The 25,144-nt window shown below is 46.6% G+C and carries 30 protein-coding genes; 12 read left to right on the top strand and 18 right to left on the bottom strand.

From position 1 onward, the window contains the following. Positions 1–29: 29 nt before the first annotated feature. From yihA to racE, 12 genes are all read right to left on the bottom strand, one after another. Positions 30–680, bottom strand: coding sequence for a ribosome biogenesis GTP-binding protein YihA/YsxC (yihA, locus tag MBEAL2_RS01865; RefSeq protein WP_082129689.1), 651 nt, complete (start codon positions 678–680; stop codon positions 30–32). After that, positions 677–3,007, bottom strand: a complete 2,331-nt coding sequence (gene lon, locus MBEAL2_RS01860; RefSeq protein ID WP_047150593.1) for an endopeptidase La — start codon at positions 3,005–3,007, stop codon at positions 677–679. Before lon ends, yihA begins: the two co-directional genes overlap by 4 nt. Positions 3,008–3,117: 110 nt before the next feature. After that, positions 3,118–4,824 carry an ATP-dependent protease LonB gene (lonB, locus tag MBEAL2_RS01855; protein WP_047150592.1) on the bottom strand — a complete coding sequence of 569 codons (1,707 nt, stop codon included), beginning with the start codon at positions 4,822–4,824 and terminating at the stop codon, positions 3,118–3,120. A 159-nt stretch (positions 4,825–4,983) separates the two neighbouring features. Further along, positions 4,984–6,255, bottom strand: coding sequence for an ATP-dependent protease ATP-binding subunit ClpX (gene clpX, locus MBEAL2_RS01850; protein WP_047150591.1), 1,272 nt, complete (start codon positions 6,253–6,255; stop codon positions 4,984–4,986). 4 nt (positions 6,256–6,259) lie between these two features. Continuing rightward, positions 6,260–6,856 (bottom strand): ATP-dependent Clp endopeptidase proteolytic subunit ClpP, encoded by a 597-nt coding sequence (gene clpP, locus MBEAL2_RS01845; protein ID WP_047150590.1) that lies wholly within the window; start codon positions 6,854–6,856, stop codon positions 6,260–6,262. A 94-nt stretch (positions 6,857–6,950) separates the two neighbouring features. After that, positions 6,951–8,234 (bottom strand): trigger factor, encoded by a 1,284-nt coding sequence (gene tig / locus MBEAL2_RS01840; protein ID WP_047150589.1) that lies wholly within the window; start codon positions 8,232–8,234, stop codon positions 6,951–6,953. A 154-nt stretch (positions 8,235–8,388) separates the two neighbouring features. After that, positions 8,389–9,441: a tetratricopeptide repeat protein gene (locus MBEAL2_RS01835; protein WP_047150588.1), complete on the bottom strand. Its 1,053-nt coding sequence runs from the start codon at positions 9,439–9,441 to the stop codon at positions 8,389–8,391. A gap of 129 nt (positions 9,442–9,570) precedes the next feature. Beyond that, positions 9,571–10,101: a YfcE family phosphodiesterase gene (locus tag MBEAL2_RS01830; protein ID WP_047150587.1), complete on the bottom strand. Its 531-nt coding sequence runs from the start codon at positions 10,099–10,101 to the stop codon at positions 9,571–9,573. Further along, complete coding sequence (locus MBEAL2_RS01825; RefSeq protein WP_047150586.1) at positions 10,098–10,718, bottom strand: XTP/dITP diphosphatase; 621 nt, start codon at positions 10,716–10,718, stop codon at positions 10,098–10,100. Before MBEAL2_RS01825 ends, MBEAL2_RS01830 begins: the two co-directional genes overlap by 4 nt. Beyond that, entirely contained in the window at positions 10,711–11,475 is a 765-nt protein-coding gene (gene rph, locus MBEAL2_RS01820; protein ID WP_047150585.1) for a ribonuclease PH, read from the bottom strand. Before rph ends, MBEAL2_RS01825 begins: the two co-directional genes overlap by 8 nt. 127 nt (positions 11,476–11,602) lie before the next feature. Next, the gene (locus tag MBEAL2_RS01815; protein WP_047150584.1) at positions 11,603–12,649 is read right to left on the bottom strand and encodes a GerMN domain-containing protein; all 1,047 of its coding nucleotides are present in this window, start codon (positions 12,647–12,649) and stop codon (positions 11,603–11,605) included. 78 nt (positions 12,650–12,727) lie between these two features. Further along, entirely contained in the window at positions 12,728–13,540 is an 813-nt protein-coding gene (gene racE, locus MBEAL2_RS01810; RefSeq protein WP_047150583.1) for a glutamate racemase, read from the bottom strand. Positions 13,541–13,715: 175 nt separating this feature from the next. On the opposite strand from racE, the gene MBEAL2_RS01805 reads away from it, so the two are divergent. Further along, a complete protein-coding gene (locus tag MBEAL2_RS01805) occupies positions 13,716–14,726 on the top strand; it encodes an alpha/beta fold hydrolase (RefSeq protein ID WP_047150582.1) in 1,011 nt (336 codons plus the stop codon). A 45-nt stretch (positions 14,727–14,771) separates the two neighbouring features. Here MBEAL2_RS01805 and MBEAL2_RS01800 read toward each other — a convergent pair whose 3' ends face one another. Both MBEAL2_RS01800 and MBEAL2_RS01795 read right to left on the bottom strand, forming a co-directional pair. Then, positions 14,772–15,113: a DUF5665 domain-containing protein gene (locus MBEAL2_RS01800; RefSeq protein ID WP_052947363.1), complete on the bottom strand. Its 342-nt coding sequence runs from the start codon at positions 15,111–15,113 to the stop codon at positions 14,772–14,774. Further along, positions 15,100–15,537 carry a DUF948 domain-containing protein gene (locus tag MBEAL2_RS01795; RefSeq protein ID WP_047150581.1) on the bottom strand — a complete coding sequence of 146 codons (438 nt, stop codon included), beginning with the start codon at positions 15,535–15,537 and terminating at the stop codon, positions 15,100–15,102. The genes MBEAL2_RS01800 and MBEAL2_RS01795 overlap by 14 nt, the downstream gene beginning before the upstream one ends. 158 nt (positions 15,538–15,695) lie before the next feature. Between MBEAL2_RS01795 and MBEAL2_RS01790 the strand changes: the two genes are divergently transcribed. From MBEAL2_RS01790 to MBEAL2_RS01750, 9 genes are all read left to right on the top strand, one after another. Then, on the top strand, positions 15,696–16,547 hold the full coding sequence (locus MBEAL2_RS01790) for an STAS domain-containing protein (protein WP_052947362.1): 852 nt from the start codon (positions 15,696–15,698) through the stop codon (positions 16,545–16,547). A gap of 2 nt (positions 16,548–16,549) precedes the next feature. Beyond that, on the top strand, positions 16,550–16,906 hold the full coding sequence (locus tag MBEAL2_RS01785) for an STAS domain-containing protein (protein ID WP_047150580.1): 357 nt from the start codon (positions 16,550–16,552) through the stop codon (positions 16,904–16,906). Continuing rightward, a complete protein-coding gene (locus MBEAL2_RS01780; protein WP_047150579.1) occupies positions 16,906–17,313 on the top strand; it encodes an anti-sigma regulatory factor in 408 nt (135 codons plus the stop codon). The genes MBEAL2_RS01785 and MBEAL2_RS01780 overlap by 1 nt, the downstream gene beginning before the upstream one ends. Positions 17,314–17,338: 25 nt before the next feature. Then, positions 17,339–18,334 (top strand): PP2C family protein-serine/threonine phosphatase, encoded by a 996-nt coding sequence (locus MBEAL2_RS01775; protein WP_236692662.1) that lies wholly within the window; start codon positions 17,339–17,341, stop codon positions 18,332–18,334. 100 nt (positions 18,335–18,434) lie between these two features. Continuing rightward, positions 18,435–18,752, top strand: a complete 318-nt coding sequence (locus tag MBEAL2_RS01770) for an STAS domain-containing protein (protein ID WP_047150578.1) — start codon at positions 18,435–18,437, stop codon at positions 18,750–18,752. A gap of 22 nt (positions 18,753–18,774) precedes the next feature. Further along, positions 18,775–19,188 (top strand): anti-sigma B factor RsbW, encoded by a 414-nt coding sequence (gene rsbW, locus MBEAL2_RS01765; RefSeq protein WP_052947360.1) that lies wholly within the window; start codon positions 18,775–18,777, stop codon positions 19,186–19,188. Positions 19,189–19,221: 33 nt separating this feature from the next. Then, a complete protein-coding gene (locus tag MBEAL2_RS01760) occupies positions 19,222–19,998 on the top strand; it encodes a sigma-70 family RNA polymerase sigma factor (RefSeq protein WP_047150577.1) in 777 nt (258 codons plus the stop codon). Positions 19,999–20,111: 113 nt separating this feature from the next. Next, entirely contained in the window at positions 20,112–20,612 is a 501-nt protein-coding gene (locus MBEAL2_RS01755) for a SpoIIE family protein phosphatase (RefSeq protein ID WP_161798146.1), read from the top strand. 111 nt (positions 20,613–20,723) lie between these two features. Beyond that, complete coding sequence (locus MBEAL2_RS01750) at positions 20,724–21,419, top strand: hypothetical protein (protein WP_047150575.1); 696 nt, start codon at positions 20,724–20,726, stop codon at positions 21,417–21,419. A gap of 86 nt (positions 21,420–21,505) precedes the next feature. Here MBEAL2_RS01750 and MBEAL2_RS01745 read toward each other — a convergent pair whose 3' ends face one another. Both MBEAL2_RS01745 and MBEAL2_RS01740 read right to left on the bottom strand, forming a co-directional pair. After that, positions 21,506–22,636 (bottom strand): DUF6155 family protein, encoded by a 1,131-nt coding sequence (locus MBEAL2_RS01745; RefSeq protein ID WP_047150574.1) that lies wholly within the window; start codon positions 22,634–22,636, stop codon positions 21,506–21,508. A gap of 123 nt (positions 22,637–22,759) precedes the next feature. Further along, positions 22,760–22,981 (bottom strand): helix-turn-helix domain-containing protein, encoded by a 222-nt coding sequence (locus MBEAL2_RS01740; RefSeq protein ID WP_047150573.1) that lies wholly within the window; start codon positions 22,979–22,981, stop codon positions 22,760–22,762. Positions 22,982–23,398: 417 nt separating this feature from the next. Between MBEAL2_RS01740 and MBEAL2_RS01735 the strand changes: the two genes are divergently transcribed. Together MBEAL2_RS01735 and MBEAL2_RS01730 are read left to right on the top strand one after the other, a co-directional pair. Continuing rightward, complete coding sequence (locus MBEAL2_RS01735) at positions 23,399–23,785, top strand: hypothetical protein (RefSeq protein ID WP_052947359.1); 387 nt, start codon at positions 23,399–23,401, stop codon at positions 23,783–23,785. A 123-nt stretch (positions 23,786–23,908) separates the two neighbouring features. Further along, positions 23,909–24,205 carry a hypothetical protein gene (locus MBEAL2_RS01730; protein ID WP_047150572.1) on the top strand — a complete coding sequence of 99 codons (297 nt, stop codon included), beginning with the start codon at positions 23,909–23,911 and terminating at the stop codon, positions 24,203–24,205. Positions 24,206–24,237: 32 nt separating this feature from the next. Here the strand turns inward: MBEAL2_RS01730 and MBEAL2_RS01725 are convergent, their stop codons facing one another. Together MBEAL2_RS01725 and MBEAL2_RS01720 are read right to left on the bottom strand one after the other, a co-directional pair. Beyond that, entirely contained in the window at positions 24,238–24,660 is a 423-nt protein-coding gene (locus tag MBEAL2_RS01725; protein WP_152667661.1) for a hypothetical protein, read from the bottom strand. Next, positions 24,635–25,111, bottom strand: coding sequence for an acyl-CoA thioesterase (locus tag MBEAL2_RS01720; RefSeq protein ID WP_047150570.1), 477 nt, complete (start codon positions 25,109–25,111; stop codon positions 24,635–24,637). The genes MBEAL2_RS01725 and MBEAL2_RS01720 overlap by 26 nt, the downstream gene beginning before the upstream one ends. Positions 25,112–25,144: the final 33 nt, after the last annotated feature.

The following is a 25,144-nucleotide window of genomic DNA, read 5'->3' as shown; positions in this document are numbered from 1 at the left end:
GATGGAGAAGACATCCCCATCGTTCTTTTTTATTCTGCATTTGTTCCTTCTGTGTTTATCTCTTCGATGTTTACCTCTTCGGCGTCTATCTCTTTTGCATTTATCTTGTCCCAGATAGCGCGCCATGCTTCTTCCTTGCCCTGTCCCGTTTCGGATGAAAAAAGAATGAGCACGTCTTCTTTATCCATCTGCAGGGTGGTCCGTATGTCTTTCACATGCTTTTGCCATTTTCCTTTAGGGATTTTATCCGCCTTCGTCGCCACAACGATAACAGGAATCCCATAGTGTTTAAGATACTCAAACATGCCCCTGTCGTCTTTCGTCGGCAGGTGGCGCACATCGATGACATGGATAACAGCCTTGAGCGGCTCGCGCGTCTCAAGGTACTGCTCCATCATAGGGCCCCATTTTTCCTTTTCCGTTTTGGAAACCTTCGCATAGCCGTAGCCCGGCAAATCGACGAAGTACATCTCTCCGTTAATTAAATAATAGTTTAATGTTTGGGTTTTCCCCGGTTTGGATGAAGTGCGGGCCAGATTTTTTCGATTAATCATTTTATTGATAAAGGACGATTTCCCTACATTGGAACGCCCGGCCAGAGCAATCTCCGGCAGGGCTCCTTGTGGGTATTGTTTGGGTGAAACCGCACTGATCACAAACTCCGCCTGATTAACTTTCATTGCCGGGTCACCTTCAATAGAGCAACGTCGAGAACTTGATCAAGGTGTTCCACCGGGATGAACTTCAAATCATTGCGCACGCTTTCTGGAATTTCATCAATATCTTTTTCATTGTCCTTGGGCATAATGACGGTTTTTAGGCCGGCCCGGTGGGCAGCGAGTGATTTCTCCTTAAGGCCGCCAATCGGCAGGACACGGCCGCGCAGGGTAATTTCCCCGGTCATCCCGACCTCGCGTGAAACCGGGATGCCGGTCAACGCGGAGACAAGGGCCGTTGCCATCGTTATTCCGGCAGACGGGCCATCCTTCGGAATTGCTCCTTCAGGTACGTGGATATGAAGATCATTTTTCTCATAAAAATCCGGATCGATATTTAATTCCTTAGAGCGGGAACGGATATAACTAAAGGCAGCCTGGGCGGACTCCTTCATTACATCCCCCAGCTTCCCTGTCAGCGTTAGCTTCCCTTTTCCAGGGAGTACGGATACTTCGATCGTCAGGGTATCCCCGCCCGCTTCCGTCCAGGCCAGCCCCGTAACGGCACCGATCTGGTCTTCTGTTTCAGCAAGTCCATACCGGAACTTCGGTTTACCGAGAAGATCCTCCAGGGTTTTGGTCGTAACGACAACCTTTTTCTTATCACCGGCAACGAGCATGCGTGCGGCCTTGCGGCAGATCGTTTCCATCATCCGGTTCAGGTTGCGCACCCCGGCCTCCCGCGTATACTGGCGAACGACTTTAAACAGCGCCTCTTCCTGCACCTGCAGCTTGTCTTTGCCAAGCCCGTGTTCTTCCATTTGCTTTGGAAGTAAATGATCCTGGCAGATTTTCACTTTCTCCGGCTCGGTATAGCCAGGGATGTACAGCATTTCCATCCTGTCGAGCAGTGGGCGCGGAATCGTATGAATGGCGTTTGCAGTTGTAATAAACATAACAGAAGACAAATCATACGGTTCTTCAATGTAGTGATCACTGAATGTGTCATTCTGGTTTGGATCGAGCACTTCAAGCAGGGCAGCACCTGGATCCCCGCGGAAATCCATGGACATCTTATCAATTTCATCAAGCAGGAATACCGGGTTTCGCGTTCCCGCCGTCTTCATTCCCTGAATAATGCGCCCTGGCATTGCACCAATGTACGTCCGTCTATGGCCGCGGATTTCTGCCTCATCGCGTACACCGCCAAGCGAAATACGGACAAACTTACGATTTAACGCACGGGCCACGGAACGTGCGAGGGAGGTCTTTCCAACACCAGGAGGCCCTACAAGGCAGAGAATCGGTCCCTTCAGCTTATTCACAAGCTTCTGGACGGCAAGGTATTCAAGCACCCGTTCCTTCGCCTTTTCAAGCCCGAAATGGTCTTCATCGAGCACCTTCTCAGCATTGCGGATATCGAGATTGTCTTCTGTTTTTTCCTTCCAGGGAATTCCAAGCAGCCAATCAATGTAGGTACGGATGACGCCTCCTTCCGCGCTGGTGGCCGGCATTTTCTCGAGGCGTTCAAGTTCCCGCTCAATCTTATCAACGATATTTTCCGGGGCGCCCGATTCAGCAAGCTTTTCGCGGAGCTCTTCAATTTCCCCCGCTCTTCCCTCTTTATCGCCGAGTTCCTTCTGAATGGCCTTCATTTGTTCACGCAGATAGTACTCCTTCTGCGTTTTCTCCATTTGCTTCTTCACACGTTGGCCGATTTTTCTTTCCAGCTCCAATACTTCACGCTCATTGTTAAGAATGTTCAACAGCTTTTCAAGGCGCTTCTTTACAGAAATCGTTTCCAGGATCTCCTGTTTATCACGTATCTTCAAAGGAAGGTGTGAAGTAATAATATCAGCCAGACGGCCCGGCTCATTAATATCCGATACCGAAGCGAACGTCTCCGGGATAATTTTCTTCGAAAGATTAATATACTGCTCAAAATTAGCCAATACCGTGCGCATGAGTGCTTCAATCTCGGCATCTGCCTGCTCTGTTTCCTCTAAACAGGAGATTTGCACTTCAAAATACTCATCGTCCTGTAAATAATCCTCGATCCTCGCACGGCCAATCCCTTCGACCAGTACCCGGATCGTCCCGTTCGGCAGCTTGAGCATCTGCTTTACCTTCGCGATCGTACCTATATCAAAAATCTCTTCTTTACTCGGTTCCTCAATATGAACTTCTTCCTGTGTAGATAGAAGAATGAGGTTATCATCAACCATTGCCTTCTCCAGTGCTTTTACTGATTTAGCCCGGCCTACATCTAAGTGCAGTACCATGCTTGGAAAAACCAGTAATCCTCGCAATGGAAGGAGTGGGATTTGTCTCTCTTTTTGCAGTGTTCCCATCTTGTCTACCTCCATGTCCCCTGTATCCTTCGGTATGAAATATTTGGTACTACAAGGTTTCTTATTAATTTTATCTTAACTGCCTGTCATTGTCTAATCCTGGAGCACAATTAGCGAAAGGATTGCCCCTGCACCGAAGATGGGGACGGATTTAGTATTCCGCCCGGATTTAGAAGCGTTTCCTCAAGAGAAACCGTTTCCTGTTCAGGAACAAGCGCATGCTGGAACACGTCCTCAAGCGTGTCCACTGCGATGACCCTCATTCCATCCATTTCATTAAAAATTCCCTGCCAGTTATCTCTTGGCACGAGTACCTTTGTGATTCCTGATTGCTTGGCGGCTTCGACCTTTGCGATAACGCCTCCGATCGGCTTCACTGAACCGTGAATCCCAAGCTCTCCCGTCATTGCTACATAATTATCAATCGGCTGTTCACTAATCGCAGAATAAATCGCCGTTGCCATCGCGATTCCCGCAGAAGGGCCGTCAATCGGGGCACCGCCTGGAAAGTTTACATGAAGATCATAATCGACCGTATTCAGCCCCTGATGGCGCAGAACCGTAAGGACGTTATCCAATGAACTGCGGGCCATCGATCTGCGCCGCAGCTTTCGTCCGCCTCCGCCTGTTTCTTCTTCATCTACTACACCGGTGATCATGACCGTTCCTTTTCCCGGCTGGCCCGCTGCGGAAGCTGTTACTTCGATTTCAAGCAGAGCACCCATGTTCGGACCGTATACCGCCAGCCCATTTACAAGACCGATAAAAGCGCCTCCAAGCACCTTCTTATCCGGTCGCGGAGATTTCTGTCCACTGTTGATTACCCATTCCATGTCCATTTTAGTAATCGTTCTTCGCTGCTCCGTAATGGCGAGGCCGGCAGCAATCTGAACCATATTCACTGCCTCCCGTCCATTTGTCGCATAACGGGTGAGCAGCTCGATGGCTCCCTCTTCCGCTTTTAACTCCATTTTGTTGACCGCGTTGGTGGCAATCACTGAAATTTCAGAAGGGGTAAGCGAACGAAAAAAAATCTCAAGACAGCGGGAGCGAAGAGCGGGCGGGAGTTCGTCCGGTGTGCGTGTCGTTGCTCCTACAAGCCGGAAATCAGCTGGAAGCCCATTCTGAAAAATGTCGTGGATATGCTTTGGAATTTGCTGGTTCTCGTCGTTATAGTAGGCGCTTTCCAGAAAAACCTTCCGATCTTCAAGAACCTTCAAGAGTTTGTTTAACTGAATGGGGTGCAGTTCACCAATTTCGTCGATGAAGAGCATACCGCCGTGCGCCTTCGTAACAGCACCTGGCTTTGGCTGTGGAATCCCTGCCTGCCCCATCGCACCTGCTCCCTGGTAAATCGGATCATGGACAGAACCAATGAGCGGATCTGCAATCCCCCGCTCGTCGAACCGCGCCGTTGTGGCATCCAATTCTGTAAATTGCGCCTCCTCAGTGAAAGGGGAGTCCGTATTCTTCTTTGCTTCTTCCAGAATAACGCGCGCTGCAGCTGTTTTTCCCACTCCCGGAGGCCCGTATACAATGACGTGCTGTGGATTGGGCCCACAGAGTGCCGCACGAAGCGCCCGGATTCCATCTTCCTGCCCCACAATATCACTCAAACGAGCCGGTCTCGTTTTTTCCGCAAGCGGCTCGGACAGGGAGATAGAGCGAAGCTTTCGCAAATGTTCCATCTCTTTCCGTGATTCTCTGTCGACCGTCGTCTTACTGCTGCGCTGATTCTTTAATAAATTCCAGAAATATAAACCAATTACCACAGCAAAAAACACTTGAACCAATGTTAAAGCAAATGTCCAGTTCATAGATTCCTCCTGATAGCAAAGTGAACAACCGGCATTCCTGTTATCTAGGTGTATTATTGCCTTTAACAGGGTGGAATAAACTAAAAAGAACGGGAGCATTCTGAACGCAAAAAAAGGCACCGGATCGTTAAATCCGGTGCCTTTTTCGTTCTGCTGCTTTTATGCACTTTCAGGTTTGCTCATATCAAGCAATTCGCCCTGCTTTGTATACAGCTCAGGGTTTGCTTTGCGCTTAACGGTATCTTCGGTAATCACACACTTCTCAATATCATCCCGTGAAGGAAGGTCGAACATGATGTCGAGCATGATCCCCTCGATGATAGAACGAAGGCCACGCGCACCTGTATTCCGCTTGATCGCTTCCTTCGCGATTTCACGAAGGGCACCGTCCGTAAATACAAGCTCTGCGTTGTCCATTTCAAGCAGCTTCTGGTACTGCTTCACAAGCGCGTTCTTCGGTTCCGTAAGAATACGAATAAGTGCTTCTTCATCAAGCGGTTCCAGCGTAGTAATAACAGGCAGACGACCGACAAATTCAGGAATTAATCCGAACTTGAGCAGGTCCTCAGGCAGTACCTTCTGCAGGAACTCACCGGCTTTCAAATCACGCGCACTGATATCGGCGTCCGTTCCGAAACCAATCACTTTCTTGCCGACACGGCGTTTAATAAGAGACTCGATGCCATCGAATGCGCCTCCGACAATAAACAAGATGTTCGATGTATCGATTTGAATGAACTCCTGGTGAGGGTGTTTACGTCCCCCCTGTGGCGGAACGCTCGCTACGGTACCCTCCAGGATTTTCAAGAGAGCCTGCTGCACCCCTTCACCGGAAACATCCCGTGTAATAGAAGGATTTTCGGATTTACGGGCGACTTTATCGATTTCGTCGATATAAATAATTCCGCGTTCTGCTTTTTCCACATCATAATCAGCGGCCTGGATTAGCTTGAGCAGAATGTTTTCCACGTCTTCCCCAACATAGCCGGCTTCCGTAAGCGAAGTGGCATCTGCTATCGCGAACGGCACGTTCAATATACGGGCAAGCGTCTGGGCAAGGAGCGTTTTTCCGCTCCCCGTCGGGCCGAGCATAAGAATGTTACTCTTCGCCAGCTCTACATCGTCGATTTTCGAGCCGGTGTTAATGCGCTTGTAATGGTTATACACCGCAACGGAAAGAGACTTCTTAGCCGCCTCCTGGCCGATAACATAATCATCAAGGAAGCTGCGAATCTCATTCGGTTTCGGGATTTCCTTTAAATCAATCTCTTCCTCTGTTCCGAGCTCCTCTTCCACGATCTCGGTGCAAAGTTCGATGCACTCATCACAAATATATACACCAGGGCCTGCTACGAGCTTGCGTACCTGATCCTGAGACTTTCCGCAAAAAGAGCACTTCAGCTGTCCCTTTTCATCATTAAATTTAAACATCCAATCACCCCTTACTTTGATCGTTACGGGTAATGACCTGGTCAATAAGCCCGTATTCTTTGGCTTCAAGGGCACTCATAAAATTGTCACGGTCTGTGTCACGCTCAATTTTTTCAAGCGGCTGACCTGTCCGTTCAGCGTAAATCTGATTCATCTTGGCCTTTGTCTTAATAATCCACTCTGCATGGATTTTAATGTCGGCCGCCTGGCCTCTGACGCCTCCCAAAGGCTGGTGAATCATAACTTCGCTGTGGGGCAGGGCAAAGCGTTTCCCCTTAGCGCCGGCCATCAGCAGGAACGAACCCATACTGGCAGCCATGCCAATACAAATGGTAGAAACATCCGGTTTGATGAACTGCATCGTGTCATAAATCGCCATCCCAGCTGTTACAGAGCCGCCGGGAGAATTTATGTATAAATTGATGTCTTTTTCCGAATCCTCAGCTGCAAGAAAAAGGAGCTGGGCTACCACTGCATTCGCTACATCATCATCGATTTCCGAACCTAGCATAATAATCCGATCCTTTAAGAGACGAGAATAAATATCGTACGCCCGCTCTCCACGGTTTGTACTTTCCACAACATAAGGTATGACACTCATTACTATAAATCCTCCCTTCTATATTGGGCGGTACTGTGGAAAAACAAGGCACGAATATTCGTGCCTTGTCTCCGATTCTTGGTATGTTATTGCATTACTTGCTGTTTTCAACAAGAAGATTAATCGTTTTACGGATGCGTATGTCATTTTTTAAGCTTTCGAAGTCATCGCGGGCTTCAAAAATCTTGCGCAGTTCCTCTTCCGGACGGTTGTATTGCTCAGAAAGAGTCTTTAACTCCTCATTGATGTCTTCTTCTGATACTTCCACATTTTCCTGTTCGCCAATCGCTTCCAGCGTTAATGTTGTGCGAACGCGTTTTTCCGCGTCACCCTGGAACTGCTCGCGCAGCTTCTCTTCATCAAGGCCTGTGAACTGATAATACAGATCCAGGTTCATTCCCTGCTGCTGAAGACGCTCTGCGAAGTCATTCATCATATGGTTTACTTCATGTTCAACCATAACTTCAGGAATGTCAATGGTCGCATTGGCAGATGCCTGTTCAATCAGCGATTCTTTCTTGAAGTTTTCAGCCTCTTCTTTTGCTTTTTCTTCAAATTTATTCCGAAGATCGGCCTTCAATTCATCAAGGGTGTCAAATTCACTTACATCTTTTGCAAACTCGTCATCAAGTTCAGGAAGGTTTTTGCGCTTAATTTCGTTTACCTTCACCTTGAAGACCGCAAGCTTCCCTGCTAATTCCGTTGCATGGTATTCTTCAGGGAATGTAACCTCAACATCCTTCTCTTCTCCCTGCTTCAAACCAATGACCTGGTCTTCAAATCCAGGAATAAAGGTTCCGGAACCGACTTCCAACTGGTAGTTATCAGCCTGTCCGCCTTCAAACGCTTCGCCATCAACGAATCCTTCGAAGTCGATAATCGCATAATCACCGCTTTGAATTTCGCCATCTTCCACAACCACAAGCTCTGCACCGCGCTCTTGCATTGTTTTCAGCTCTTCGGCAATTTTCTCATCCGTTACAGAGAAATCCTTCTCTTCTACTGTCAGTCCTTTGTAGTCTCCAAGCTGAACTTCAGGCTTTACGGTAACTGTCGCTTTGAAAATAAGCGGCTGGCCTTTTTCCATCTGTTCAACATCCACTTCAGGACGATCAACTGGAGAAATGCCTGTTTCCACTACCGCAGCGGAATACGCTTCCGGCAAAATGATATCGAGTGCATCCTGGTACAATGATTCTACACCAAAACGGGCTTCGAAAATCTTGCGCGGAACCTTTCCTTTACGGAAGCCAGGAAGGTTTACCTGCTTTACTACCTTTGTAAAAGCTTGATCAATCGCACTGCTTACCTGGGTCTCATCAACTTCTATCGTCAGTACACCCTGGTTATTTTCTAACTTTTCCCAAGTTGCCTTCATTTTATGCTTTCCCCTCCTAAAGAACTATAACCAATACATGTGTTGCCTTCTATTCTGAAAAACACTATGTATGTCATTATATTCGCCATTATAACCATTTCATTATATCATAATCAACTCGCATTTCAACTTGTTAAAAATTTCTCCCTGCTTTTTACAGCAGACGCGATTCAATTTCAAGCACCTCATTCAAATTCCGGTAGTTCTGGTTCAGCGAGGACAGGCCAACCTGATACAGTTCAGCTATCTCCTGTTTCGACTGCTTTATATGAAGCAGCTTCGAAGCAGCATAGTGAAGGGCCGCCGCCCAGCCGGACGGATTCTGCACCTCGGGATGCAGCGGATAAATGGAGAATAAATATTCCATCCACAATTGAAAGGCGAAGGGAAGAAAGGATGTATCCTGCTGGTAAGCAATCCCCGTAATAATCTCCACAACTTTGCGCTCGCCTTCCGGTATTTCTTTGTCCTGGAACGGGATTTCTTCGATGTTCGTTTCAAAAATTTGTCCAAATTTATGTATAAGCACCGGGCCTGATTCACCCAATTCCTTCAATGCCCGTATCGCAAATGTTTTTAAAATAGGATCCGGGTACACAAGCATGATGTATTCGCGCAAAACAGCAACCGTTTCCGGCGTATGTATGTATTTCATTTGTTCAATGGAACTAAGCTGTTCATCGAATGTGCCGTTGTCGAGTTTCTCATACAAACGCGCCGCGTAACCCGGATCCTCCTCCACCTTGCGCAGAACGGACAGACGGGAAACAGGCACTTCTTTATCCTGTTCTTCCTCCGGAAACTCCAGCATTTCACAGGCTTTTTTAATCTCCGTCAGCTCCTGGATGATATCATGGAGTTCTTCCCCTTCGAGCACTTCCTCGATTACCTGGTTTACCCTGGTGAAATCCTCCGTCTGCAGCAGGCAGGACAAATACAAGCGGAGAACCTGGCTTGTATTGCCGATGCGCTCTTCCCACATGCGTTTGGCCGCTTCCTCCGCTTCTTCATACCGCTTCGCCTCATATAGAGTTTCCGCCATCATAAGGAGAGCCGCAGGGTGATTCGGTTCAATGCGAAGGATCGCCGACAGGTGCTGGAGGGCCTCGTCATACTCAAACTGCTCCCGCGCCTCCCGCGCCTTCTTCAAGTTACGTTCAGCCACGCTCGGGAACAAGATAACATTGTCCCCACGCTTATCCGGCATGGGTCCACCTCCTTTTCTTAAAGAAAACTTGGCTATCGCCAAGCCGTAGGCGCTGGCGATAGCCTTAGTTGCCCTTATGTAGATAAGAAAGTTATACTTTCTTATCTACGAAAAAAATCCATTCCTTATTTAAACCCGCCGCACGTGATAAGAACCGCCCAGCTTCTCCTGCCGTTCGCCGGCAGAGGAATAAAAGGTTACATGGAGCGAGATCTCATCCTCTCCCTCCGCCGGCTCATCTTCTGTCTCCACGACAACGTATGTCGGAACAGGATAAAGACGCGGCAGGAGAAGGCTGCCGGGATTCAGCAGAAGAATCCCCTCATTCAGCAGTGCTGCCGGGACATGGGTATGGCCGAACAGCGCGAGATTAGCCCCCAGTTCCGCAGCGCGGTAATGCAGTCTTGTTAACGCTTCTTTTACTCCATATGTATGCCCGTGTGTTTGGAAAATACGAAGGGAACCTACATTCAGAACGGTTTCCGCGGGGGTCGCCGGGTCAAAATCACAGTTTCCGTGTACATAAGTAAAACCGGGAAACTGCGCGCGCGGATAACAGAAGTCGCCGCAGTGATAAACGTCTAAACCCGGATGGCGCTCTAGAATAGAAGATAAAGCTTCCGTGCTTCCATGTGTATCACTTACCACGAGAAACTTCATGAGAAACGCTCCTCCATTAGAGACTTTAGTTTGTCCATCGCCTGTCCGCGGTGGCTAATCTTGTTCTTCTCTTCCAGGAGCAGTTCAGCCATCGTGCATCCTTTATCAGGCAGGTAAAAAAACGGATCGTATCCGAAGCCGTGCCCGCCTGCCGGTTCAAGCACAATTTGCCCCTCACACGTCCCCCTCGCCACCAGCGTCTTCTCTCCCGGCACCGCAAAAGCGAGAACTGAAACAAACCGGGCCTGCCGCTCCTCTGAAGGAACATTCTTTAATAAAGAAACAAGCTTCTCGTTATTTGCCCTGTCGTCCCCATGCAGGCCTGCAAAGCGCGCCGAATACACCCCTGGTTTCCCCTGGAGAGCATCAACTTCCAGTCCTGAATCGTCCGCGAGCGCAGGAAAGCCGGTTTCCCGGCTAATTGTTTCCGCCTTCTTTACTGCATTCGCCTCGAACGTTGCTCCATCCTCCACTACGTCTTCCAGATCCGGAAAATCGGCAGTCGTAAGCACTTTAGCAGGAAAAGAAGCGAGCAGCCGGGTAAACTCTTTCACTTTCCCCTTGTTCTTTGTGGCAAGGACAATGTTTTGCCACGGAAACGAAAGACCCTTATCCATGGCGAACTTTCTCCTGCTCCTTTATCCCAACGAGCGCTGCCAGTTCACCGAGCGCCTTTTTCTGTGCCTCAATTAAGTTCGCAATTCCTTCTCTGCCGGAAACGAGCAGTTCCTGGAGTTCTTCCGGGCTGAATGGAGCTTCTTCCCCTGTCCCCTGGACTTCCACATACTTGCCGCTTCCTGTCATCACGATGTTCATGTCTACCTTCGCACGTGAATCCTCCGTATAACAAAGATCAAGATATACTTCGTCATCGATAATCCCTACGCTCGTTGCGGCGAGAAAATCGGTGACAGGCAAACCGGACGCTCCCTGGTTTTTCAGCGCTTTGCCCATCGCGATAACCATCGCAACGTACGCCCCTGTAATGGAAGCTGTCCGCGTTCCCCCGTCCGCCTGAATGACATCGCAATCAAGCCAGATTGTCCGCTCGCCAAGGGCTGCCAGATCAACAACAGAGCGAAGGGCCCTTCCGATTAACCGCTGGATCTCCTGTGTGCGGCCGCTCACTTTACCGCGGCTCGACTCCCTTACATTGCGCGTTTCTGTTGCACGGGGCAGCATGGAGTATTCTGCGGTCACCCAGCCTTTTCCCTGTCCCCGCATAAAAGGAGGAACCTTTTCCTCAACGGTTGCAGTGCAAATCACCTTCGTATCCCCGACCTCGATTAGTACGGAGCCTTCTGCATGTTTTATATAATCGGTCGATATCGTAATCGGTCTTATCTCGTTTTTATTCCGCCCATCGGCACGCATGGCATTCCCTCCCAATTGCTTATTTCTGGCTTATTATAGCACAACCGCCCGGATAAAATGTACTGAGCGGCCCGCATTCTAAACGGGAAAAGAAAAAGAGGTGAATATTCCCACCTCTTCCTCTGAATTAATAAGGCTGACTGTTAATGACCTGCGGACGGCTGACCGGTTTGGAATAATCAACGCCGCCTGCTTTTGCCGTCGCTTTCCCGCCTACCATAATCTGAACCTTCTTGGCATTCGAATTCTCGGTCAGAGAAAGCACGATCGCTTCAAGCGCTTCCGGGTTGGCTTTTCCCTGGTTATAGGAAAGCAATTTGTTGTCAAAGTTAACAACCATGATATCTTTTTGCTGTTTTATACTCAGTACGTTTGTCGAAGGAAGCATGGAAGGGAACAACGTCGATCCCTGCTTCGGACCTTGAATTAGCTCCTTCATGGCTGCCATGCTTTTGTCTTTCTGTTGCGGGACGAGGCGTGTTACCGGAACGAAGTAAGACTCTTTGTCCGAAACCTGGCCCTGGAAATAGATGGTCACAGGCATCGTTTGGCCTACTTTCACATTATCTGCAAGCTCCCTATTAATTCCGTTCTCCCGGCTTAAAAGGGAAATCGGCGTCCCATTTATCGGCATGACGTCCTGCGGATGCCCGTTGATTTGAATGTTCACTTCTTTAATCGTATCAATTTCGGTAAGCGCCCAGGTAACAGCGTCTAAAATCTTCTGTTCATCCTCCGCTCTATACTTCTTAAACTCCGGCGAAAAATCAACCGTGGCTACCCCGTTTTTAATTACCATGCCCAGCACTTTTGTCCCTGCCGGAAGAACGGCCCTGAACCCGGCTGGAAGCAGCTTTTCCCCTTCGCTGCCTTTTACCATGTAATTCAATACTTGCTTGGCTAACCCTTTTGATTTTGGGATCTCCACGGCCCAGGGTACAACGAATCCGTCAGCGTCCACGACGTAAATCTTATGGACGGCTGCTCCCTCCGCCTGTTTTGCCTGGCCGACTGCCTGCGGTGCGTTTACTTTTTCGCTGTTAGCCGCAGGCGTTTGGAGCTGGGGCGGGTCTATGCCGTTGCTTGACACATCCTTCGGACCGAACAGCCCGCATCCGCTTAACAATAATAAAAAACTGATAAAGGCACTTCCCATGATAAGTTTACGTGCCATTGTTTCCCCTCCTAGACTCGGTTTGTACTACTATGTATACGAGCCTATTCGGGAATTATACATACTTTGTCCTGATTTTTATTCGAGAGCGGATTCCAAATCAATTTGCTCCGCCTCTACCTTAATACCGAGCCACTCTTCTGCGATAGAGATAAACAATTGCTTGTTTCCACTCGCAAAAAAACGGTGCTTCGTATTGATGATTTCGCCCCCGTTTGCCAGCATACGCCGGTATGACAGAACCGCGCTCAGCTCCCTGGCCGCCTCTTCCGCTGAGCTTATGAGTGTAACCTCGGGTCCTACAACCTGCTGGATAAAATGGGAAATAAGCGGGTAGTGGGTACAGCCGAGAATAAGCGTATCAAATGTATGCCCGCGAAGAGGTTCCAGCGCTTCCTGCACAATAGCAAGCCCCTCAGGATCATGCAAATGCCCGCCTTCCACGAACGGAACGAGCGCCGGGCAAGCCAGGCTTACAACCTCCACCTTCGGGCTCAGCTTTTTCAGCGCTTTTTGGTACATTCCGCTCTTGATGGTTCCTTCTGTCCCAATGACAGCGACCTTCCCGCTTTTCGTTTCTTTAATGGCAGTACGGGCACCCGGCTCAATTACACCGATAACCGGAATCTCAAGCTTCTCGCTTATTTCCTGCAGCACAACGGCGGTCGCAGTATTGCAGCCGATAACAAGCGCCTTGATTTTATGCTGTAATAAAAAATCAATCATTTGTATGGAGAATTCGCGTACTTCATCATAAGGGCGCGGCCCGTATGGACAGCGGGCCGTATCACCAAAGTATAAAATATCCTCTCTCGGGAGCTGGCGCAGCACTTCCTTTGTTACGGTAAGCCCGCCTACACCCGAGTCAATAATCCCAATTCCCTGTTTCATCTTTTCGCTTCCTTTTCCCTGAACTTCCTATTCCATCTTGATGGTTACGTAAACAGAATGCAAGGTGCTATTTTCATATTTCCCGTCCGAGTGCTTACCGTTTGATGAAAATCCAGGGGTGGTAAAGTGCAATAACTATGCATGTAACCTTTTTGAAAAGGAGTGATTCACTGCCATGGCAAGCAGAACGACGACGGATAAAGTAGTGAAAGGTCTCGCAATCGGTGCCGCGCTTATCGCAGTCCCTGCACTTTTTAATAAAACGAATCAAATGAGGGGAAAGAAAATGCCGGATGCCTTCCAGGCGGCCGAACGGGTGTATCGCTCACGGTACGGGGATGTACACTACATCCGCAAGGGCTCAGGGGACTCGCTCATCCTCCTTCACGGTTTGGAAGTGGGTTCTTCTTCTTATGAGTGGAGAAATAACTTCGATTCCCTTGCAGAGCATATGCGGGTTTTTAATCTGGACTTGCTGGGATACGGTCTTTCTGAAAAACCTCCGCTGCAATATTCCATTGACCTATACAGCAGCCTGCTGCTTGATTTTATTGACGATGTTGTAAATGACTATGCAAACATTGTCGCAAGCCCTTCCAGCATCCCGATTGTTCTGGAAGCGATCAGTCGTAAACCGGCCCTCTTCCAGAAGGTATGCCTGATCAGTCCTCTTCATGAAACACGAACTCATCAGGACGATAAAGGGATTGGCAACAGAGTCATGGAAACGGCAGCGAAGCTTCCGCTTGTAGGCAATACGATGTATCAAATTATCACGCAAAAGCCGAATCTAAACAAGAAGCTGAAGGAACGCTACCACCAGGATATTGTAAATGAAGAAATGAACGAACGTCACTTTCATACAAGCCTCATCGGCGGTCCAAACGCCTACAGGGCTCCCATGGCCTATGTCTCGGGGGAATTAAAATCAGACTATGAAAGCCTTCTGCATACGCTTCCGCATCCGGTTCTGATTGTTTCGGGCCAGCATGCCCAGACGGCCAATACTACGTGGGGCAACTTCGCTTTTGCCCATAAAGATTCGAGGATTGTTTCTTTACGCAACTGTGGACTTCACCCCCACGAGGAATGCCCGCGCGATTTTAACCGCTGGATAGCGAAAGAGATGACCGGTGTTCCGGACATGCAGGAACGCACAATAAGCACCGCTGATTCCCTTCGTTAACAGGAAAAAGACTTCCGTCTATACAGCGGAAGTCTTTTTCAGGGTTTATTTTGTGGTCTTGAATGTGTTTACCCAGTCAAGCAGCTGTGCGATATATTTTCCAACGAGCGGCATGGAGACGAAGAAACTGAGAATAAAACCGATCAGGGCAATAATAAGCGCGGTGCCGATCGTAAGGCCGACTCCACGGGATACGCCCGCGAGCATGTTAATCCAAATCACTCTGCTTGGCTTTTGATAATTCTCGATAAAATCAGTAAGGCGCATCTGATCCGTTTTGTCTGCCAGCCACTGCCATTTGTCCTTGTACCTGGTGTCTACTGCATCGTTTTGATAAGGAGATGGGGGAGCGATTCTCCCCCGTGTTTTTACATTAGAACCGGGCACGCTGTCTCACCTCAATCGCTTTTGTTTCACTGCTGCTGCGCATTTTTTCAAACCCGTTATATACAGTAAACCCGGCGGTCAGCCATTCAAGAACTTTATCCGCCCAATGAGGCGGGCGTGATACTTTTTCTTGGACGTGGTTCGATAGCGTTGTTACACCCTGCCCGATAGAGTCAACTGCTGTAAAGGTACTGTCCAGCTTATCCATCTTCGTTGTTAAATCCTTGGAAATGACATTTAAGTCTTCCAGCGAAACATCCAAACGGGCAACAATCTGATCCACGTTCAGCTGAAGGTGCTGTATCGTTTCATCTGTTTGCTTAATAAGCTGGCTCAGATTGCGAAAGAACTGGACGAGCATGAAAGCGACCGCCGCAATCGCAAGCGCGACGACAATGATACCTATAATAATTGCCGTTTGCACAATTATCTCCTCCCTTGGTGTCGTATGATGTTCATTACCCGTGTTTTTTCGACCATAAACTATGATAAGATAGAATTGAGGAGAATTTACCCGATGATAATTATTCGCGTTAGTATCGAAAAGAAGGATCGGAAAGAGTTTAAGATAGGAGTGCGACTATGTTCAGGAAGACTTCTCAACAATTAATTGATGATAACCAAGATGCAATAAGCAAATTATGGGAGCAAAAACGACTGAGCCATTTTTCTTCCTATAGGCAACCAATTGAAGCCTTTTTCCACAACATCCTTAAGGACGGTTTTCTGCGTCACCTTTCAGATTTCTTCTCCGAGGACGAAGAAATGAGAACACAGGCGATGGATAGAATTGAAAAATCATTTTATGTCCATGTCCCCATCTGTACAGAGGCGGACGTTCCTGTATCGGACGTGATTCAGTCCTTTTATTTTATAAGAGAGATTATCCTGGAGATGGACGAACCGCAGCAAAACCCGACACGTCTTATTGATTTGGTGAAAGAAGCAGATGGTTTCTTCTTTCATTTTAATAAGGTAATACATGACATCTATGCGTCCTCCTGGAAGAATAAAATTCTAGCTCATCGTTCTGCGATTATGGAATTATCAGCACCCCTGATTCCGGTGCTTGAGAATATCGCCGTCATGCCCATTATAGGGGCCATTGATACAGAGAGAGCGGAGCTTATTACACAAAACCTTCTATACGGCGCTATAAAATATGAAAGCAAAGTCGTGCTTGTTGACATTACAGGTGTGGCAGAAGTGAATACGATGGTCGCACAATATATTATTAAAGCAGCGGAAGCCATTCATTTAATCGGTGCCGAATGTATCGTCGTAGGCATCCGCCCCGAGATTGCCCAAACAATGATAAGCCTGGGAGTTGATATGGACATGCTTACAACATTGAGCTCGATGGATCAGGGACTTCGTGTCGCTTTATCAAAAACAGGTAAAGAAATTACAGACATACATAAGGGAGGTATATAAAAATGAGGATTCCTATCCTAAAACTTGGCAACTATCTGCTCGTCTCCATTCAAGTAGAGCTCGACGATAAAACAGCTGTACAATTCCAGCAGGATTTATTAAATATGATTCATAAAACCGGTTCTACAGGGGTTGTGATTGATCTAACTTCCGTGCAAATGATCGACAGCTATATCGCGCGTGTGCTTGGAGACGTTGTAAAAATGTCTGAGCTCCTTGGCAGCGAAGTGATTTTTACAGGCATTCAGCCAGCTGTTAGCATTACGCTTATTGATCTTGGCATCGGATTCCGGAATATAAAAACGGCTATGAATTTAGAACAAGGCTTGGAAAAACTGAAGCAGTTACTGGAGGGATAATGGTGGACAACAACCCAAACATTCACGTGTATAACGAGTGGGATATCGTTGTTGCCCGACAAAGTGGGAGAGATCTCGCCAAATCTCTAGGATTCGGTGAAGTGGATCAAGCCCGTATCACAACCGCTATATCCGAACTGGCTCGTAATATTTACCTGTATGCAAAGAAAGGAGAAATCGAATTAGCCGCTTTGTCCGAAGGAGACAGGGTAGGGATTCAGATTATCTCCCGCGATAATGGTCCCGGCATTAGAGATGTTATGAAAGCGCTGGAGGATGGATATTCGACTTCCGGAGGACTGGGAGCCGGACTGCCCGGTGTCAAGCGCCTGATGGATGAGTTTAGTATCGAATCAAGCGAAGGCAAAGGAACCGTCATCCGCGCCGTAAAGTGGAAACTTCTATAAGATAGGAGGACATTCTTTGAAACATGTGATGGAGTACTACGAAAAAATCATGCTTCACTTCTTACAAAATCCCGGTGAACACCAATTATACGCCGGGCAGCAGCTAAGCAAGTCATTAATTGAAAAGGATGTCTCTCCGGAAGAGATTCTCTCCATCCACCTGAGCACAATGAAAAACAACGGATTTGTGCTTCCGCATGAATGGGAAATTTCCTTTAAATTTTTAATGGAGATTATGGTTTCCTTTGGCATGGCCTATCAGGAAAGACAAAGCCTTCGCCTGCGGAAAAAGCAGCTGGACAGTGAAATCACGGTTGCCACCTCCATGCAGCAGAATCTTTATCCGCATGATTTTAACCACTCATTTCATGACTTGGATGTGGGGTATATTAGTACCCCTGCCAGAGATATGTCTGGAGATTTTTACTATTTCACACACTATGGCCAGGGAAGGTTCGGTACACTCGTAGCCGATATCGTAGGGAAAGGAATCCCCGCCGCCATGTGTATGTCGATGATTAAATACGCGATGGATACATTCGAAAACGACGTAAAACCAGCGAATATGATTTTAAGCGATCTCAATCGTCTCGTCCTGAAGAACGCCGATCCCAGCCTGTTTGTAACGATGCTCAACACGATTTACGACCCATCTTCATCCATCCTTACGTATTCCTCGGCTGGACATGAACCGGCCCTTCATTATGATGCTGAAACCGGGGCATTCTCCGATTTAAATACAAAAGGGCTCATCCTGGGTGTTGATCCGCATGTTATTTTCGAACAAAAATCGTTGCTGCTTAAATCCGGTGATTTTCTTGTTCTTTATACCGATGGCGTAACCGAGCGAAAGGATTCAGACACCGCCGACGACAATTCTCTTCTCCGCGAGGCGCTTCTAATCCTGGATTTCACCCTACCGGCCCAGGAGATTGTTCATCAGGCCTACCAGCATATTATTGATCAAAAAGACTATCAATTGGATGACGATCATACCATTGTAATGCTAAGAAAAAAGTAGAGGGAGAATTTACCTCATTCTCTCCTGTTTTACCCTCCTTGGCCCGGGGTAAAGTAATATATGATATACATAATCGAGACTAAATGAAGAGGTGAAAAGGATGAACCAGCTCCCTTTTGTAGTGGAAACGGAAGAAAATGATAAGGTCGTGTGCTTATACCTTCATGGTGACCTTGACCTTGCGACAGCACCTCAATTGCGTGAAGTACTGCTTCCGCTTGCAGAGAAAGAGAAAAAAGAGGTCCGGGTTAACCTGAAAGACTTGCATTACATGGATAGTACAGGGCTTGGTGTATTTGTTGCGGCACTGAAGCTGCGCAAGGCAATAAATGAAGAGATTTTTATTGAAGAGGTGCCGGATAAAATCCAGCGCATTTTCCAGATTTCCGGTGTCGCTCAGTATTTAACGATTGCATAATTTTTTCACAGGGGGGATTACCATGCCCGGTAAAAATGACCATGTAAAAATAAACGTTCCGGCTCGCGCCGATTATATAAGTGTGATTCGATTAACGGTTTCCGGTCTCGCTTACCAGATGGGATTTTCGTACAACGACATTGAAGATATTAAAGTAGCCATCGCGGAAGCTTGTAACAACGTTGTAAGCCACGCTTATGAAAACAATGAAGGGAACCTGTCCGTTGATTTCCACATCCGCGAAGAACTTCTTGAAATTGTGGTCAGCGACCAGGGAACGGCGTTCGACGCAAACAAAATCAAGAACAACGCGACTTCTCTTCACGGAAAAAACCTGGATGAAATCGATGTTGGCGGCCTGGGCATTTATTTGATGAAAACCTTAATGGATGATATTAAATATGATACCGCTCAGGGGGGGTTAAGGTTTCACTGACCAAATACTTGAAAAGGGATGAGGTGAGCGAAAGTGAGCCAGACGTCCACCAAGAAATCATTCAACCGTGATGTTAGAGAGTCCATCCGAATTTATCAGGAAACGGGCGCCGAGGACGTACTCAATGAAATCTTGCTCAATTACCAGGATACTGTAAAAAAACTCGCTTCCAAAATGGCCCGCGACTTTCACCTTGTGGACGATTTATACCAGGTCGGCATGATGGCTCTTCTCGGTGCCATCGATAAATTTGACATGAATGTCAGCAATAACTTTGATGCATATGCTGTATCCACCATTGTTGGGAAAATGAAGCATTACCTTCGTGATAAGACATGGAGCATCCGTGTCCCTAGAACGATTAAAGAAATGGGCTATCGCCTGCAGAAAACGATCGATGAATTAATGATTGAACTCCAGCGTTCTCCGCACATTGATGAAATCGCACAAAAGATGGAGATAAGCGAGGAAAAAGTACTGGAAATTATGGAAAACAAGGGAAATATTCATGCCCTTTCTCTTGATACCCCCATGAAAACAGACAACCAGGAGCAGGATTCCCACACACTGATGGACGTAATTCCTGACCAAGACCCTGGCTTTAGCGATGTCGATCATAAAATGGACTTATCCGCTCTTTTAGAGCAGTTAGATGAACAGCAAAAAATGGTTATCCAATATGTCTATTATGAAGAATGGTCACAAAGACAAATCGGTGAAAAACTCGGGATTTCTCAGATGCAGGTATCCAGAATTCTAAGAAAAACCCTGCAGCAAATGAGAGAAGCCTACATCAAAAACTCGGAGTGAAAATGATGCCGGAAGAAGTCCCCTTTTCGTTTCAATACAGCGTTTACCATACTTCTAAGAAGCCTAACACTTTATCTGGAGATTGTTACTTCGCTCAGGAGTATGAGGAACATGTGCTGTTAAGTATTGCCGACGGCCTGGGGAGTGGGATGGAAGCCCGTTTTGCTGCGGAAAAGGCAGTTAAAGAAATCGAAAAAAATGCTCACTGTAACAACCCGTTACAACTGCTCAAAGAAAGCAACCGTACCCTCCATGGTTCCCGCGGATCCGTGGTGGGTATTGCTATTATAGACTGGAAGCATCGAAAAATTGATTATGCAGGTGTTGGGAATATCTCCTGCCTTATCATTACACCTGAGAAAAAGAAACACTACTTCATTTCGAACCCCGGGTTTTTAAATGGCCGGAAGTTTCATGCGGTCGAACGCTCTCTTCCCTTTTCCCGCGGTGACACGATTATTCTTTTCTCCGACGGCATCCAGCTGCCTGACAACTGGGAATATATCGTTGCCGGTTCCCTTTCTACCGATATCATTATGAAGCGAATTGTAAATGAAATGATCCATGTAAATGATGATGCCACTTTAATTATCGGAAAATGGATTCATACTTGAACCGCGAAGAGAGAGGCGAGCCCTCTCTCTTTTTGTAATGGTTCTGTAACCCCTTTTTCTTCTATTCGGATTATAGTGGAACGATGATTATTTACAGAAAAGAGGAAGATAATGATGAAGAAAAAACTTGTGATGTTTACCGGTGCTGCTCTGCTGCTAACTTCCTTATCCACACCTATTTTTGCAGAAGGCTCGGGACATGTCCGGACGTCCACAGTGAAAAAGCCTGCCCCGGTTTCTGCTTCTCCCATTGTAAAGTCAAAGGAAGTGCAATCACTCGAATGGCAGGTTTCACAGCTTGAACAGGCTGTGGCTCCAAGCAGTCCGAAGGAAGCGGTTGTTACGACTAGGAAGGTGCAGGAAAACTGGTATGTGGCGTCCGTCATTCTTGAACCTTCTTCGCTTATCGGCATGCGCACGCCGTATACAACGACCCGGCCTGCGCCGACTTTTACTTACCGGGCGGCCGAGTTTGCAATTTCCTTCCCGCAAACGTGGGATATGAAATACCACGTAGTTGAGAAAGATGGAAATGTCATTTTTTATTATAAACCGAGCAATCCGAAAGTTTCTGAACGCGTCCTCTTCAGCATTGAAAAAATCAAGGAGAGTGTGTGGAAAGGGTATGGAAAAGACCCCGGCCTCTATAAAAAGCTCGGGGCAAAAGACGGCTATGTATATGCGATGCTTCCCGCAAGCGAAAATCAGTATGCGGACCAGCCAGATAGTATTGAGTATAACGAGTACCAGGATATGGCCCTTCAAATGAGGCAAATTCCCGCTACTTTCATGCTCGGCCACCAATAGTAAATCGAAAAAGCCTGACTGTGCCTGTCCACTTAAAGCACCTGTCAGGCTCTTCTTTTATCACCGCAGCATCCTGTCTTCTTCTGCTAGGAGGCAAACAAATCAGCGTAGATCTCATTTAACGTATCGTGGAATCCCCAGCCCATTCCTGCGGTCTCTTCTACTACCACCCGCATCCTTTGCTGAAATTCTTCCATCAGCTCTTCATCATCTTCCAGGCTCAGCATCCGGGCAGCCGAATCATACATGGACAGCATGCTATCGTAGAATCTTTCGTCAATATCGCCGTACAGATTTGTAAATTCGACGCCGAGCTCTACGTAAAACAGGCGTAAATCAAGGATATATCGCTTGTCCTGCGCAAGCTTCTCGAATTCACGAATCGCTTTCCTTGCTTCGGATAACCTGAGCTTCGGCTCTCCCCGTGCCGGAAAGAACTCTTCTTTTACCTTTTTGCGGTATTCCTCAATGATGTCTTCTAATGCTTCTTCTCCTACCAGCTGAATCGTAAAAAATTGTTCTGCCTCTTTGCTTGCTTTTACACAATCGATGACCATCCGAACGAGTTCTTCCTGCGGCAGGTTTTGCAGTTGCTTTCTTAATGAGGGAACGGTAAGCTTTGTGCTTTTTTTGCGTTTAGCGTTCTGCTTTGCCTGCTTCGGATTTAATTTATTTTCCTGCCGCCGCAACTGGCGATTTACAATTTCTTTATTGAATGCCTTGGGATTAAACCGTTCCCCGATCCATAGTAGTGTGTCTTCGTATTCAGGATGGTTTTCATTTTGCAAAATCTCCAATATGTCGATGTATCCATGAATGCCTCCTGCATCTTCTGGCGGGCAATGATGCTCGCCTTCCAGGCAGACAGGATACGCCCTTTCTTGCTGCGGCACTATTTTTTCTAAAAGAAGTTTATGCTCCCAGTTGTCTCCAAAATCGTACAGGTAAACGAGATTCTGCCCTTCCTCCGTTATATGATCTCGCACCTTCTCCTTTCTCGCATCTAACTCTTTGGCTGCCTCCTGTGGGAACTCAGGATTAGGTATATGTATCGTTTTATCGGGAAAGCCAAACAGGTATAGATGGTAATCCTCCCATCCTATGACCGTTTGCAGTGTTTTGTGCAGTTGATCGAATGTGATGTCACCAAACGTTTGAAATCTTCGCCAAATTAGTGGTTGTATGCCTGCAATTTCAACTTTCCACTGATAAATCATATGTTCTCTCCCCCATTCATATTTCTTTCATTATAAGACAACCAGTAATTGTTAAAAAGAAAAAGGTTGTAAAGAAAATAAAAAATCCCTCCTTAGTAGGGAGGGATTGAATTCAGGTGGGATTTATATTTTCAACTCTCCCATCCGAACAAGTTCTACAACTGCCTGTGAGCGTCCTTTCACACTAAGCTTCTGCATTACGTTGCTAATATGATTACGGACCGTTTTCTCACTAATAAACAATTGCCGGGCGATTTCTCTGGTGGTCTTGTCAAGGACCAGTAACTCAAAAACCTCTCTCTCCCGGTTGGTCAACAGCGGCTTGGCTTTCTGCTCGTTATTCAAAAGTGCTACCCCTCCTTGGCCTGGGTTCTCAAGTACAAGGCGAGGGATACAGTCACCATATAGTATGACCCGGGAAGAAGGATAGTGTCTTGGCAGGGGAAATTTGGGCTTACGATAAAGTATATTCTGCAAGCCCTTTCCCGGTGTGTTTATTTCTTCGTTATTTATCGAAAAGTTGCTAATTAACAGTTGGATTGTCTAATGCGATGAATTCGTTATCACTAATTTGTGATTTCCCCCTTAATTTATTTTATTATATTAAACCTTGAAACCCAAAATAGACAGGACCTATTTCCTGGTTAAAATGACCCAAACTTAATTAATATATGGTAGAATTGTCCTTATAATAACTTCAAATCTATACCTGTATAGGAAGTAAATTACTTCAACATACATACTTTAAAGGGGAGATTCACCGTGTGGAATGCAATTTTGATCATTGGATTTTTAGGTATGATTGTTTTTGCGATTATGGGCATTGCTGATAAATCTATAAGCCCCAAACATTTAAATAAAAATGCATCACCTTACTTTAACAAAATGGTTACTTTCGCCGGTAAAGTGATTAATGTAGAAGAATCAAAAATGGACAACGGAGAAACATTTTCACTTATCCATATTCTTGATGATAACATGCAGTCATACGAAATCCTTATGTTAAAATCCAGTGGCGATCTCCTTCAAGATGATACAGCTCGTTTCTGGGGTGTTCCAGCTGGCCCTTCCGCGTTTTCCAACGTATCTGGGGGAACTACAAATGTACAGCTATTTGTTGGAGCCCATGTTGAAAAGATAACAAACTAATAATTATTACCTGATTATTTTTATCGAAATATAATTTGGAATACTCATGAAGCTTATACGTAGCAAACGACACCATAGATATTTATCCACGGGTGTCGTTTGTTTTTAATTGAGGGTGATAGCATGTACATACCAGAAGAAAAAAGACTCATTCTTAAACTGGCACATAAAAAACGAACTGATTTATCAATTCCTATTCCGTTGCGAAGGCAGCTTTACTCCATCGTAAATGCACAATTCGTCTTTTCTACAGAGGAAAAAGAAGTGATTATCGGACTGCTTCAGGAAGAAAGCAAGAAGTTGTTCCTGCGCCTTGGCACACGTAAAACTGTTCGTTCACTCTTACAGAAGTTACAGCAAACAACAAAGAACGAGCGTATAAACGGAATTGCTCATGTTAAGCCAGTTAGATTTAAATAGAGAGGGCTGTTTATTGTTTCCTGTATTACCTTCTATTTTCTATTCAGAACAATAATAGGCGTAGAGGGAAATAACTCCCTTAACTCATTGCTGTATTCCCGCTCCTTCGTAAAAACCCATCGAGCCGCCCGCACATCAACCACAGCCACCCCTACCTCATGCCGGCTCAGCTGCCATAAAGGAAGAGATAACCGCCGAAAGCCCAGCACAACATCTCCAAACTCAAAACAAGCCCGCAGGCAGTCCCTAAGCGTATATTCTCCCCGGCAGTATTCCAGCAGGTGCACCGGCTCAAGGCCAAACTTATCAATTAAATGGTACCTGTCCTTCCGTTGCTCCTCGCTTTTCCCTTCCATACTCTGCCTTGACGACAACGCCGGATACTGCAAGCGAAGATATTTCAAATCAATCCCATGAAAGAACATTTTATTATTTAACCACTTCCATTTTTTCAAATGCCATAATCGCTTTTTTCACGCTCTCGGGAATCGGTGCGCTTCGTCCTGTACTCTTATCCACGAGCACAATGGTTCCTCTGCCTGCAGCCACCAGTCTTTCGGTATCTTCATTTAAGAGACAGTATTCGAATTCCATCGAGCTATTTCCCAGGTGGGCGATACGCACACCGAGCTGCAGTTTATCACGAAAAAATACCTGTTCAAGGTAATGACAGGCGACATCTGCCGCTACAATCATCAATTCAGCATCAGCGTGCAGTACTTCATCGCCAATCGACAGGGCATCAAAGTAATCCACTCTCCCCTGTTCAAAATAAATCAAGTGGCTGACATTGTTCAGGTGGCCTGACATATCCGTTTCAGAGTATCGAATGTTAATCGGAATTTTAAAGGTAAACTTTTCAACCCACTCCTTGGGGCTTGGTTGTATATACGTTGCTTTTGCCATTCTCGTCTCTCCATTCTTCTATCGTTTCTCTGT

The sequence above is a fragment of the Aneurinibacillus tyrosinisolvens genome (genome assembly GCF_001015055.1).
Classification (GTDB): Bacteria; Bacillota; Bacilli; order Aneurinibacillales; family Aneurinibacillaceae; genus Aneurinibacillus_A; species Aneurinibacillus_A tyrosinisolvens.
Note: the sequence above shows the minus strand (reverse complement) of the source record. Positions and strands in the feature narration are given on the sequence as shown.